Here is a 12,817-nt window from a genome sequence, read left to right as displayed (position 1 = left end):
TGAAAATCAGGCGCTGAACAGCTCCGCGCCGATGAACGAGCCCGCTTTCGCACCGGGCGGGCACGCGAAAATCGCGCTGCCCACGTGCGTCGTGAACTGGTTCATCATGTCGAACTTCGCGAGCTTTTCGTTGATCGGAATGAAGCCCGTACGCGGGTCGCCCTGGTGGGCGACGAAGATGAGGCCCGCGTCATATTCGGTTTCCTGGCGCCACGGCGGCCAGCGCTCGATGTAGAAGTCCGTGCTGTCGTTGTACGAGTACGAACGGCGCAGGATCTGCGCGCCGTTGTTCGACGCGCGGTTCGAGAGGCGCACGTGCGAGTTCTCGGGAATCAGCGGATTGCCGTCCTTGTCTTGCGCGTCGAGATCGACGTTGTCGAATTCCTTCTTCTGGCCAATTGGCGCGCCGCTGTACTTGTGGCGGCCGAACACCTGTTCCTGGAAGCCCAGTTCCATCTGGTCCCAGTGCTCCAGCGTGATGCGGATGCGGCGCACCACGGTATAGGTGCCGCCCTGCATCCACGGCGCGTCGGCTGCGGTGGCCCAGACGAACTGGTTCATCGCCTTCGGGTCCGTGGTCGGCGGGTTGTTCGTGCCGTCCTTGAAGCCCATGAGGTTGCGCGGCGTTTGCGCGCGCGGGCCCGAGAGAAAGCCCGCCTGGCCCCAGCGCATCGTCAGGATGCCGTAGCCCTGGCGCGCGAGCTGACGCACCGCGTGGAAAGCGACTTGCGCGTCGTTGGCACACGCCTGCACGAACAGATCGCCGCCGGTCTTTTGCGCGATCAGCTGGTCGCCGTTGAAGCGCGGCAGATCGACGAGCGCGGCAGGGCGCTTGTGCGCGAGGCCATAGCGGTCCTTGTCCTGCGACGTGAAGAGGCCGGGGCCGAAGCCGAAGGTGACCGTGAGGCCCGCCGGGCCGAGGCCCAGCACGTCGCCAGAATCGGGCGCGGGATGGTCGTCGCCGGTGTAGTCGAGCGCGGCCGCCGGCTGCGCCTGGCTCATGCGCGCCGCGGACTCGGTCCACTTGCGCAGCAGGTTGATGACGTCGTCGCGCGAGGTCGTCGTGAGGTCGAAGGCCGCGACATACGTGTGCGCCTGCTGCGGCGTCACGATGCCGCCCTGGTGCTCGCCGTAGAACGGCTCGACGGCGAGCATCGGGTCGGCGGACATCGCGTGGTGCTTCGCTTCGGCGGCCTGGGCGAGGCCGCTCGTGGCCGCACCTGCGCCGAGGCTCGCACCGAGCGCGGCGCCGGCTTTCAGGAAGCCGCGACGCGCGGGGCGCGAGGGCTGGTTGGGGGTATCGTCGGAGGGCATGATTATTTAGCCAGCACGAGAGTGTTCACGTCGTCTTCCACGTAGTAGAAGCCGTCGCCTGCCGGGGTCAGCGCGATGCCGAACAGGTCGCCGTTGCCCGGAGGCGTCTGCGCCTTGTCGGTATCGATCCAGCGGGCGTACAGCTGCTTTGCCGCGGCCGGGTCGATCTCGACGACCTGGCCGTTCAAGGCATTCGTCACGAGCAGGTGGCCCTGCGGCGTGGTGATCATGGCGAGCGGACGGTGCAGCAGCCCGTCGGCGGTGAGCTGGCGGCCCACGCCCGCGCTCGTGTCGCGCGTGAGCGGGTCTTCGATCACGTTGATGCGGTTGCCGATCGCGTCGGACACGTAGAGCAGCTTGTTGTCCGCCGACAGCGCGAGGCCGGTCGGGCCGACGAGGAACACGCCCTTGTCCGCCTGCGCGCCGAAGCCGCTCGCCACCACGGTTTCGCGCTTCAGGACCGGCGCCTGGCCGCTCGGGATGTCGAAGTCGAGGCGCAGCACCGTGGCCTGCTTGAACACGGGCGGGTTACCGTCCGCACCGCCCACGCCGAAGCCCGCATTGCTCACGAACAGTGTGGCGTGGTCGCCGTTGTCGACCACGGCCATGTTGCCCCACGGGTCATTGAGATTGGAACTGCTGATGACCTTGTTGATCTTGCCGCTGCTGTCGAGCACGATCATGCAGCCCGCGCCCTTGGTGCCGGTGGTGCCGTCGTTGCTCGGCGTGCTGCCCACGATGACCCAGCCCGACTTGAGCATCGTCATCGCGGTCGAAAGTCCGACGCCGCCCGGGCATTCCTTGAGATCGCGCGGAATCGTCGCGAACAGCGTCATCTGCTTCGTGTCGGGGTGGTAGTCGACGATCGTGCTGCCGGTGCCCTGCAGGTTGGCCGCGTTGTTGAAGTTGTCGACCAGCACGTCGCCTTCTTTCACGGTGCCGGAGGAGACCGGCGCGACGAAGATCGCATACGGGTTCTGGTCGCCGTTGTCGGGCACGGTGTTGATGAGCGTGGTGTGGTGCTTGACGGTCTCGAGCAGGCCCTGCGGGTCGGCGTGAGCCGCGAGCGGCGCGCCGGCGAGCGCCGCCGCGGCGGCAAGCGCGAGCGCCGAGCGGACCGCGTGGGCCGTGCATTGCAGGAGCGTGCGCGTAGCGTGTTTCATACTGAATCTCCGTGCCTCGCGCGGCCGGCGCGCACGCCGGCTGGGACACGCGAGGACTTGGGGTTGAACATGGGTCGGGTGCGCTTTCGTGGGCCTAGAACGTGATGTTGGTCCGCACGCCGATCACGAACGTATTGCGCAGCGGCGCGGTCGGATCCTGCGGATTCTGGCCGGCGCCCGCGTTGAACGTGTATTGCGCGTCGGCCTGGAGAATCCACCACGGCGTGACCTGATACTGATAGGTGGCTTCGAGCGCGGTTTCCTGCGTGCGCACGCCGTAAGGACCGCCGGTGAACATCTGCTGGTCGAGGTCGAGGTTGTGCACGTTGTTGCCGACCTTGATGTAGGTGGCGGCAAGGCCCACGCTGTCGTTGTCGCGGCCCTTGAACGGCGCCTTCATGACGATGCCGAGGTTGGCCGCGAGGCTCACGAGATTGCGGTCGCCGGGCGCGCCCATTACGCGCGCGAATACACCGATGCTGCGCGCTTCGTCCGGGTCGGGACGCCAGATCATCTGGTCGGCCACCGCGTAGATGCTGTAGTTGCCCCGATGCGTCGCCGGAATCCCGGTCGAGGCCGGATTGGCGAGCGACAGGCCGGTGTTGTCGTAGCGCTGGTCGTCGAACGGGTTGTTGTTGTACCAGAAGCCAATCTTGTAGGTGCCCGGCAGGCCGTGATTGTCGGCGCTCACGAGTTCGCCTTCGGACGGCTGGTTGATGGCGTACTGCAGTTCGCCGATCCACAACGTGCCGTTGTGCAGATTGAAGTTCGTACCGCTAAGGTTGTTCGGATCGTTGCCGAGCGGGTCGCCTGCGAACACGCCGGCGAGCGCGGTGAGCGAAGGCGTGATCTGGCCGCGCACGCGCACGCCGAGACCGGCGAGCGGATAGGCCGGGCCGCCCGAGGGCATGTCGTACGAAGGCAGCGCGGGCCAGCCGAACATCGTGTTGATGAAGAGCGCGGCGTACTGGCTCGTGATGAATTCCTGGTCGAGACTCTGCTGACCGATCTTCACGTCGAGGCGCTTGTCGAGGAACGATTGCTGGTACCACAGCTCCCAGAGGCGCGTGGTCGGCGTCGCTTCGATGCCGCTCGCGGTATTCAGCGTGCCGAGGTTCGACGTGCTCAGGTTGGTGCCGTGAATCTGCAGGCCGCTCACGTTGAACAGACCGCCCGGAATGCCGAGCGCCTTGCTCGTGTCGACCTGCACGGTCGCCGTCGTGAGGCCGTCGTACGCGCCGCCGGTCTTGAGGCCGCCGCGCAGGTTCGCGAGGTATTCGCTCGTCTCCGTGAGCTGGAAGGTCACGCCGTATTTGCCGAGCCACGGCCGCAGTCCGCCCATGTCGCCGAGCATCGTCTGGCGCGTCCAGAAGCCGGTCCAGAAGTTCGACGGCTGCGCCTGAATCGCGAGGTCGGCTTCCGGTGCTTCCGGGGCGGCGTCCGGGTTCGCATTGCTTTGCGCATGAGCCGCGCCGCAAGCGAAGGTCGCGCTGGCAGCGAGCGCGGCGATGGCGCGCAACGCCGGCGCACGCCGGGGCGCCGGACGATGGCGCACCGAACGGCGCGAGCAGGCCGACGAAGCAACGTGGACTGATCGGGTCAATTCCATCGTATTCCTTACTTATTGAAATGTTTGCGTGATGGGTCGCTCTGGCTTTGTTATTCGCAAATCGCTGAATACCCGACATCTCCAGACGGCGCCATCGTACTAACGGAGAATGCGAGCGTCAACAAAAACGAGAATGATTCGCAACTGTTTTACGCTTGCTTTACGCTGCATCACGGACATCCTTGCGAATTGCTTTCAATCGCGCATTTACGCATTACAGGTCGTTAGCTTTGGATGAATTAGTCAGGCGAATGAAGTCGCTTATCATCATGTGTGTGAACGCGCGTTTCGCCGCTCAAACTTCAAGACAAGCTGGCTCCATGACCGACATTTCCCCAGGCTACGAACTCGATCTCGATGCGTACTTCGCCCGCATCGGCTACGACGGTCCGCGTGTCGCGACCCTCGCCGTGCTGCGCGAACTGCAGCGCCTGCATCCGCTTGCGATTCCTTTCGAGAACCTCGATCCGCTGGCGGGGCGGCGCGTCTCCATCGAGCTGCCGGACATCGTCGCGAAGCTCGTGACGCAGCGACGCGGCGGCTACTGCTTCGAGCACAACACCTTGCTCGCGCATGTGCTCATGCAACTGGGCTTTACGGTGACGCCGCTCGCCGCACGCGTGCTGTACGGGCGCGAACCCGACGCGCGCACGCCGCGCACGCATATGCTGCTGCGCGTGGAGGCGGAAGGCGATACGTGGCTCGTCGACGGAGGCTTCGGTGCCGCGACGCTGCGTGCGCCGCTCTCGTTCTCGACAGAGGCGGAACAGCCGACGCCGCACGAACCGGCGCGCCTCGTGACGTTGTCCGCGAACGAGCGCAAGCTGCAATTGCACGATGGCGAGAAGTGGTTCGATCTCTATCGTTTTGAATTGACGCCCGCCGAGTGGGTCGATTACGAAATGGCGAACTGGTACACGTCGGCGTCGCCCGAGTCGTTCTTCACGTTCAGCCTGATCGCGTGCATTGCACGCGAAGGCGGCCGCGCGATCCTGTTCAACGAGCGTTTTACCGAGCGCGACGCACAAGGTCAGGTGAGCGAGGAGCGTACGCTCGCAAATGGAGCGGAACTCGCGCAGTGTCTGCGCGAACGCTTCGGCATCGATCTCGCCCGCGGCGAAGAAGCGCAGCGTATCGACGCCGACGCGCTCTATGCGCGCATGACGTCACACGGCGCGCAACGGTAGACGCGAGTCGGCGTCCGACGCGACGCCGCGCCCGCGGGCAAGGAGGGCATCATGACTGAGCTGAAAATGACGAAAGCGCTGATGGCGAAGCTGTTCGCGCAAGTCGTGGTCTGGTTCGGATTGATGGGCGTGCTGTTGTTCGTCTCGGCGGGCACACTGGCGTGGACGGCGGCGTGGCTGTGGCTCATCGAGTGGGCGTTGTGCGGCGTGTGGATCGGCCTGTGGCTCGGGCGCGAAGATCCGGGCCTGCTGGTCGAGCGCCTCGCGCCGTTCGCGCAACGCACGCAGCAGCCGTGGGACCGCGTGTTCATGCTGTGCGTCTCGGTGGGTTTTTGCGCGTGGCTCTGCCTGATGGGCATCGACGCCGTGCGCATGGGCTGGTCGCGCGTGCCGCTGTGGCTCAGCGTGCTCGGCGCCATCTTCATCTTCGTCGATATCTACGCGACGCGCGCCGTCTTCGCGGCGAACCGCTTCGCGGCGCCCGTGGTGAAGATTCAGAGCGAACGCGGGCACACAGTCAGCGATACCGGCCCGTATGCCTACGTACGTCACCCGATGTATGGCTTCGCGCTGCTCTTTCTCGTCGGCACGCCGCTCATGCTCGGTTCGTGGTGGGGGCTCGCTTGCGTGCCCGTGATGGTCGTGGGGATCGGCTATCGCGCGGTGCGCGAAGAGCAGACGCTGGCGGAGAATCTGCCCGGCTACCGCGAGTATCTGGCACGCGTGCGTTATCGCTTCGTGCCGGGCATCTGGTAGTGCGAGATTAGCTCGTGGCGGGCGAAGTCAGGGCTTGCGCGTAACGTCGATAAAGCCAGGCGAGCGCCGTGGTAGTGAGCAGCGCAAACACGATATTGCCGATGCTCTGACCAATGGCGAGTGCGGTGAGCCATCCCGGCTGCCGCACGATTTCAGGCGTGACGCCCGCGAGGCCCATGCCGATCAGCACGATCAGGCCGCACACCGCAATGGGCAGCGCGGCGACGAAGGTGACGCCAAAGAGGCTCCAGAAGTGCCCGCGGCTGTCGCGCCAGGCGGCGCTGAAGGCGATCTTGCTGCCGACGGCGAGCGCCGGAAAGAGCAGCGAGAGGCGCACCGCCACGAACATCCAGATCGCAACGACCACCAGAAAGAGGAACGCGGCGCCGCCCTGGTATTGAGGCCGCAGCACGACCCACAGCAACAGCGCGAATGCGCCGAGCGCGACCGCCAGAATGAGGCCGACCGCGAAAATACGCAGGAACGGCTTGGCCCCTGCCGGCATGAGCGGCGCGCTGCGCTCGCCTAGCAGCACGAAGCGCGAAATCTTGAGCGTGAACCAGAGGTAGACAAGCGAATTCAGGAGCGAGGCGAGATTGCCGAGGAAAATGAGCCCGGCGGAGGGCGCTGCGCCTTCGGCCGGCACGGGCCGCCCGGCGAGCCCGAACCAGCCGAGCGCCGCGTAGATCACAAACGTTCCCGCAAGGAGAACCGGCATTTGCACGGCGGCCTGCCAGGCGCTCGCCCATGCGCGCTTGACGCATTCCATGAAGGTCATCTGTTGCATGAGGTTTTCGCACGGGTAACAGAGAGCCTACAGTCTAACGCGGCGCCGTGAAATCGAGCGCGCTCGTGCGACTCCGCTCGTGCCATTCACTTCACGGCGAACAGCGTGAGGTTCATGAAGACCTTGAACGCGAACCCGAGCGAGACGGCTGCGCCCACGCCCGCACACCAGAGGAGTACGAACCAGAGCCAGCCAGGCAGCGCCCGGCGTGCAGTTTTAATGGTAGTGATGGGTGTCGCCATGACGCACCTTGCCTCTAAAGACCCAGTAGCTGAGCATCGTGTACGCGAGGATGACCGGCAGAATGAACGCCGCGCCCGCGAGCGTGAACATCTGGCTCTCGCGCGGCGCCGCCGCTTCCCACAGCGTGAGGCCCTGCGGAATCGCGTACGGCCACAGGCTCACGAGCAGGCCCGCGTAGCCGAGCAGCACGAGTCCGATGGCCGCGATGAAGGGCGTCTTGTGATGGCGTGCATGCACGGCCCAGCGCATCCACGCGGCGCAGGCGAGCACGAGCAGCGGCACCGGCGCGAGACGCCAGAAGAGGCCCGAACGGAACCAGCGTTCGGCGATGGCCGGATCCTGCAGCGGCGTCCACAGGCTCACGAGCGCGATGAAGCCGAGCAGCATGACCGTGAGCGGCCAGACGAGCTTGCGCAGGCGGCGCTGCAGGTCGCCCTCGGTCTTCGCGACGAGCCAGCAGCAGCCGAGCAGCGCATAGGTCGCGACGAGCCCGAAACCCGAGAGCAGGCTGAAGGGCGTGAGCCAGCCGAAGGCGTCGCCGGCGAACTGGCCGCCGTCCATCGGAATGCCTTGCAGGAACGCGCCGAGCGCGATGCCCTGGAAAAACGCGGCGCCCGTCGAGCCGCCGATGAACGCGAGGTCCCACAAATGCTTCGTGCGGTTGGCCTTGGCGCGAATCTCGAACGAGACGCCGCGGAAGATCAGGCACGCGAGCATGAACACGAGCGGCAGGTAGAGCGCGGAAAGCACGGTCGAGTACACCACGGGGAATACGGCGAAGAGCCCCGCGCCGCCGAGCACGAGCCAGGTCTCGTTGCCGTCCCACACGGGGGCGACCGTGTTCATCATGAGATCGCGCTCATCCTCGTCGGGAAAAAGCGGAAACACGATGCCGATGCCGAGATCGAAGCCGTCCAGCACCACGTAGAGAAGAACGCCGAGCGCGATGATCGCGGCCCAGATGACGGTGACATCCATTTGCTTGCTAGCCTCGTAACGATGAATGCGGGGAGCCTCAGGCGTCGATCAGCTGATCGGCGGCGGACATGGGGCGGCGCGCGGTCTGGCTCGCAGCGAGCGCAGGGTGCGCCACGCGCGGCTCACGTGGCTCATGCGGCGCATGTGGCCTCGAGTCGGGCAGCGCGGGACCTTTGCGCAGAAGCTTGAGCAGGTAGTAAATGCCCGTGCCGAACACGAGGAAGTACACCGCCACGAACGCCATCAGCGAAATGCCCACCTGTTGCGCCGTGAGCGGCGACACCGCCTGTGCCGTGCGCATCACGCCATAGACCACCCAGGGCTGACGGCCGGCTTCCGTCGTCACCCAGCCCGCGAGCAGCGTGATGAAGCCCGTCGGACCCATGGCGAGCACGAAGCGCTGGAAGCCGCGCGATTCGTAGAGCGTGCCGCGGCGGCGCAGCACCCAGCCGGTCACGCCGAGCACGATCATCAGGATGCCTAAGCCGACCATGACGCGGAAGCTCCAGAACAGCAGCGGCGAATTGGGCCGCTCGTCGGCGGGGAAGGACTTGAGTCCCTTGATCTCGCCGTCCCAGCTATGCGTGAGGATCAGGCTGCCCAGGTGCGGAATGGAAACGGCGTAGTGCGTCGTCTCGGCCTGCATGTCGGGAATGCCGAACAGATTGAGCGCGGTGCCGCCCTGTTCGGTGTCCCAGATGCCTTCGATCGCGGCGATCTTGGCGGGCTGATATTCGCGCGTGTTCAGGCCGTGTGCGTCGCCGACGAAGGCCTGCACCGGCGCGAGCACGAGCAGCAGGCCGAGCGCCATCGAGAACATCTTCTTGATGGCGGGGTCGCGCCGCCCCTTGAGCAGATGCCACGCGCCGCTCGCGGCCACCACGAGCGCGGCCACGATGAACGCGGCGATCGCCATGTGCGCGAGACGGTACGGGAAGGACGGATTGAAGATGATCTTGAACCAGTCCACCGGCACGACGTGGCCATCGACGATCTTGAAGCCTTGCGGCGTCTGCATCCAGCTATTCGAGGCGAGGATCCAGAACGTGGAGATGAGCGTGCCGATGGCGACCATCAGCGTCGCGCCGAAGTGGGCGCGCGGGCTCACGCGGTTCCAGCCGAACAGCATGATGCCGAGGAAGCCCGCTTCGAGAAAGAACGCGGTCATGACTTCGTACATCAGCAGCGGTCCGGTGATGGGGCCCGCGAACGACGAGAAGCCGGACCAGTTGGTGCCGAATTCATAGCTCATGACGACGCCGGACACGACGCCCATGCCGAAGGCCACGGCGAAGACCTTCGACCAGAACAGGCAGAGGTCCTTGTAGAACGGTTGGCGCGTTTTGAGCCAGCAGGCTTCGAGCACGGCGATGAAGCTCGCGAGGCCGATGGAGAGCGCCGGAAAGACGATGTGAAACGAGACGGTGAAGGCGAACTGCAGCCGGGCCAGGTCGAAGGCGGATAGTGACGTGTGCATGTACGTGCCTGTTGCTTGCTTACCGGGAAAAGCGCGGAAGAAACGTCGCACGGCGAGGCAGTGGGGGCGCTGCGCTTCTCGTGCAATGGACGTAAGCGTAGGGGAACGGCGAAGGTTTTGCTGCGCTGCGACGTGCGCCAGCGTGTCGCAGTCGTCAATATCAAAGGGACGAAAACATGCGCTAACGCATTGATACAGATCAATTTAGATTAAACACTCGTTGCGCAGCGGGGATGTGCGAAGAGCGTCGCGCTGCGTCAATACACCGCGCTGCCGCATGGGGTGCGGCAATGTGCCTCCGCGTGCGGGGTCAGGAATCGTGCGGGGGGAAATTCAGGCGCGCCTGGCGGCGCGAGCGGGTGTACGACGCCAGGCGGAAAAGATCAGGAATGCGATGAAAATGGCGGCTTTAGCGCGGATCGCTCCACAGCTTGCCGGCCGTCGCCCAGTTTTCCGGCTTCACGTCCTGAAAGATGATGTCGACGGATTGCGGCTCGACGCCGAGCACCTTGCACGTGGTCTCGGTCAGGGCGGCGGCGAGCTGGCGTTTTTGTTCGACGCTGCGGCCTTCGAACATTTCGATGTGGAATGTCGGCATGGAGGTCTCCTTGAAAAGTGAGCGAAACGATGGATTGGGCGCGATCAGTCTCGGTATGACGAATCGATGCGATCGAGCTTGCGCAGCAGCGCGGGCCATTCGAGCACGCCTTCGATCGCGCCGCCGTCGCGCAACTGCTCGGCCGTGCGTTCGGCCACCCCGGGCGGCGGCACGACGAGCGGTACGCCGCCGGCCTGCGCCTGCAGCTGGATTTCGCAGGCCTTGATGAGCGTCGCCATCAGCACGTAGGCTTCGGCCACCGTGCGGCCGGTGGTGAGCGTGCCGTGATTGCGCAGCAGCATGGCCGGGTGAGCGCCGAGATTGGCCGTGAGGCGCGTGCCTTCGGCGGGCGTGAAGGCGAGGCCTTCGTAGTCGTGCCACGCGAGCTGGCCGTAAAAGCGCAGCGCGTGCTGCGAGGCGGGCAGGAGCCCGTCGCGCTGGATCGACACGGCAATGCCCGCCGTATTGTGCAGATGCATCACGCACACGGCGTCGGGCCGCGCGAGATGCACGGCCGCGTGCAGCGCGAAGCCGGTGGCGTTCACGGGATGCTCGCTTGCGCCGACGATACGGCCTTCGGTGTCGATCTTCACGAGGTTCGAGGCGCGCACTTCGTCGAAGGCGAGGCCGAACGGATTGATGAGGAAGCGGCCCGCCTCGCCCGGTACGGCTGCGGAGACGTGCGTGTAGATGAGGTCGTCCCAGCCGTTGAGTGCGATGAGGCGGTAGGCGGCGGCGAGATCGACGCGCAGTTGCTGCTCGGCGGCGGAGCGCGGCGCGGTCTCGGCGCAGGTGCTCGTCGGGCGATGGGCGAAAGACATGGCGATTCCTTCAGCGGACGATGGACTCTTCAGGCGGCGTGGACGACGCAGGGCGCAGGCGTCGCGCCGCCGCGTGCACGCTCCAGCTTGCCAGCACGAACGGCGCGGTCAGCGCGGGCAGTCCGCAGCGCACGGCGGCCAGATGCAGGGCCGCGGCGAGCATGGTCGCACAGATCGCGGCGCGTGTGCCGAGCGCGCAGACCGCGAGCGCGGCAAGCGCGCCGTTGAAGCCCGCGAGGCCCGCGCCGAGGGCGGCCGGGCTCGCGCCGCACGCGAGTTCGAGCGCGCTCGCGAGCGCCGCGCCGCCGAGCGCATAGGCCGCTGCGCGCCGCGACGACCAGGCGAGGCCCGCGAGCACGCACAGTCCCGCCGCCGCGCCCGAGGCAAAAGTGGTTTGCGCGAGGCCGCTCAACACGCCGGCGGCGGCGTGTGCGGCGGCCGCGAGCGGCGCGCCGTGTGGCGCCTGCGGGGCTGCGGCGATTGCGCTGGCGACGGGGGCGCTGCCGGGGTGCAGCGGCAGCCAGATCCAGGTCGCGATGACACAGGGCACGGAATGCAAGCCGAGCCGGGCGCGCGCGAGGCGGCGGTCCAGCGGCCCGGCGAGCCACGCGCTCGCGCCGCCTGCGATGAGTGCAAGCGCTGCCGCCGTGCCCGCATCGCCGACAAAGGTGAACGCCGCGAGCGCGGCGAGCGCGCCGTTGTAGCCTGCGAGGCCGTCGCGGATCGCCGCTTCTGCGTGGCCTGCCACGACCGCGCAGACATTGGCCGCCGCGGCGCCGAGCAGGGCGGCGAAAGCCAGCCGCCAGTCGGTGAGCGCGAGCGCCGCGAGCAGGCACGCGCCCGTTCCCGCGTGCGCCTGCAGCACGATCTGGCCGAGGCTGCGCAAAAGCGCGCCAGCGGCGGCGGTGTCGGTGGACCGGGCAGTGGCGCCGGCAGCGGCGGAAAATCGGGCGGACATGGCGAAGACGTGGCGTGCGGGTGCGGGCGGTGAGGCCCCGGTGCGAGGCGCACGGCCGGCCAGATTGCGAGCATAGGCGATGCAGACCGCCTCGCGCATGCGCGTGTGTTGATAGTCGCTATTCGTCGCCGCGTTACGATATGCGCAAGGGCGGTTATCGAGGTCATCCAGAGACAGCTTTGCATGGGACCAGAGTAAGTGCTAAAGCACTAACTCTGGTCGACAGCTTTGCATGGGACCAGAGTAGGTGCTAAAGCACTAACTCTGGTCGACAGCTTTGCATGGGACCAGAGTAAGTGCTAAAGCACTAACTCTGGTCGACAGCGTTACATGGGAGGCGAACGATGCGTGAAGTGCGTTGGGCATCCGAGACGGGCGAGGGTATCGAGCATCTGGCGTTCGATGCGCATTGCGGCCCGAAATTCGGCGAAACAGGCGACACGATCCGCGCGGAAAGCGTGGTCATCGGCGAGCGCTACGGCAAGTCCTATGGCCTGTGCTACGCCATCGAGTGCGATGCGCGCTGGCGCGTGCGCTGGGCGGCGTTTCGCGTGATGGGCGGCGGCTCGCTCGTGCTCCAGAGCGACGGCAAGGGCCACTGGACCGACGGCGAGGGGCGCGCACTGGAGGCGCTCGACGGCTGCATCGACATCGACATCGCCGCGACGCCGTACACGAACACGCTGCCGATCCGGCGTCTGGGCCTCGCGCGCGGCGAGCGCCAGCCGATCCGCGTGGTGTACATCGCCGCGCCCGAGCTGGATCCCAAGCCCGTCGAGCAGGCCTACGTGTGCATCGAGCGCGATCGCGAGTATCGCTACGAGGGCATCTTTCGCGACTTCACGGCGAACCTGCGCGTGGACGAAGACGGGCTCGTCATCGACTATCCCACGCTGTTCCGGCGCCTGCCGCCGCTGGACCGGTAG

At 66.3% G+C, this 12,817-nt stretch carries 13 protein-coding genes; 3 read left to right on the top strand and 10 right to left on the bottom strand.

The genetic code is table 11. The annotated features are described in order from the left end of the window. Positions 1–6 precede the first annotated feature (6 nt). The 3 genes from efeB to AB4Y35_RS29775 form a co-directional block, all read right to left on the bottom strand. Complete coding sequence (efeB, locus tag AB4Y35_RS29785) at positions 7–1,314, bottom strand: iron uptake transporter deferrochelatase/peroxidase subunit (protein WP_368707190.1); 1,308 nt, start codon at positions 1,312–1,314, stop codon at positions 7–9. A gap of 2 nt (positions 1,315–1,316) precedes the next feature. Continuing rightward, positions 1,317–2,477 carry a hypothetical protein gene (locus AB4Y35_RS29780; RefSeq protein ID WP_368707189.1) on the bottom strand — a complete coding sequence of 387 codons (1,161 nt, stop codon included), beginning with the start codon at positions 2,475–2,477 and terminating at the stop codon, positions 1,317–1,319. Positions 2,478–2,571: 94 nt separating this feature from the next. Next, a complete protein-coding gene (locus AB4Y35_RS29775) occupies positions 2,572–4,086 on the bottom strand; it encodes a carbohydrate porin (RefSeq protein ID WP_368707188.1) in 1,515 nt (504 codons plus the stop codon). 320 nt (positions 4,087–4,406) lie between these two features. On the opposite strand from AB4Y35_RS29775, the gene AB4Y35_RS29770 reads away from it, so the two are divergent. Together AB4Y35_RS29770 and AB4Y35_RS29765 are read left to right on the top strand one after the other, a co-directional pair. Continuing rightward, complete coding sequence (locus AB4Y35_RS29770; RefSeq protein WP_368707187.1) at positions 4,407–5,273, top strand: arylamine N-acetyltransferase; 867 nt, start codon at positions 4,407–4,409, stop codon at positions 5,271–5,273. A 78-nt stretch (positions 5,274–5,351) separates the two neighbouring features. Beyond that, entirely contained in the window at positions 5,352–6,029 is a 678-nt protein-coding gene (locus AB4Y35_RS29765; protein ID WP_368707232.1) for an isoprenylcysteine carboxylmethyltransferase family protein, read from the top strand. A gap of 7 nt (positions 6,030–6,036) precedes the next feature. On the opposite strand, the gene AB4Y35_RS29760 is transcribed toward AB4Y35_RS29765, so the two are convergent. From AB4Y35_RS29760 to AB4Y35_RS29730, 7 genes are all read right to left on the bottom strand, one after another. After that, positions 6,037–6,816 (bottom strand): hypothetical protein, encoded by a 780-nt coding sequence (locus AB4Y35_RS29760; RefSeq protein WP_368707186.1) that lies wholly within the window; start codon positions 6,814–6,816, stop codon positions 6,037–6,039. A gap of 86 nt (positions 6,817–6,902) precedes the next feature. Continuing rightward, entirely contained in the window at positions 6,903–7,058 is a 156-nt protein-coding gene (locus AB4Y35_RS29755) for a hypothetical protein (protein WP_342922500.1), read from the bottom strand. After that, positions 7,033–8,037: a cytochrome d ubiquinol oxidase subunit II gene (cydB, locus tag AB4Y35_RS29750; RefSeq protein ID WP_368707185.1), complete on the bottom strand. Its 1,005-nt coding sequence runs from the start codon at positions 8,035–8,037 to the stop codon at positions 7,033–7,035. Before cydB ends, AB4Y35_RS29755 begins: the two co-directional genes overlap by 26 nt. A 37-nt stretch (positions 8,038–8,074) precedes the next feature. After that, positions 8,075–9,514 (bottom strand): cytochrome ubiquinol oxidase subunit I, encoded by a 1,440-nt coding sequence (locus AB4Y35_RS29745; protein WP_368707184.1) that lies wholly within the window; start codon positions 9,512–9,514, stop codon positions 8,075–8,077. Between the two features lie 409 nt (positions 9,515–9,923). After that, positions 9,924–10,112: a 4-oxalocrotonate tautomerase gene (locus tag AB4Y35_RS29740; RefSeq protein ID WP_368707183.1), complete on the bottom strand. Its 189-nt coding sequence runs from the start codon at positions 10,110–10,112 to the stop codon at positions 9,924–9,926. 44 nt (positions 10,113–10,156) lie between these two features. Further along, positions 10,157–10,933 (bottom strand): class II aldolase/adducin family protein, encoded by a 777-nt coding sequence (locus AB4Y35_RS29735; RefSeq protein ID WP_368707182.1) that lies wholly within the window; start codon positions 10,931–10,933, stop codon positions 10,157–10,159. 10 nt (positions 10,934–10,943) lie between these two features. Then, positions 10,944–11,891, bottom strand: a complete 948-nt coding sequence (locus AB4Y35_RS29730) for an urea transporter (RefSeq protein WP_368707181.1) — start codon at positions 11,889–11,891, stop codon at positions 10,944–10,946. 344 nt (positions 11,892–12,235) lie between these two features. Here AB4Y35_RS29730 and AB4Y35_RS29725 point away from each other — a divergent pair, with 344 nt between their 5' ends. Next, positions 12,236–12,817, top strand: coding sequence for a putative glycolipid-binding domain-containing protein (locus AB4Y35_RS29725; RefSeq protein ID WP_368707180.1), 582 nt, complete (start codon positions 12,236–12,238; stop codon positions 12,815–12,817).

The organism is Paraburkholderia sp. EG286A, assembly GCF_040965375.1.
In the GTDB taxonomy this organism is placed as follows: Bacteria; Pseudomonadota; Gammaproteobacteria; order Burkholderiales; family Burkholderiaceae; genus Paraburkholderia.
The sequence above is the reverse complement of the archived record's forward strand: the minus strand, read 5'-3'. Positions and strand labels throughout refer to the sequence as shown.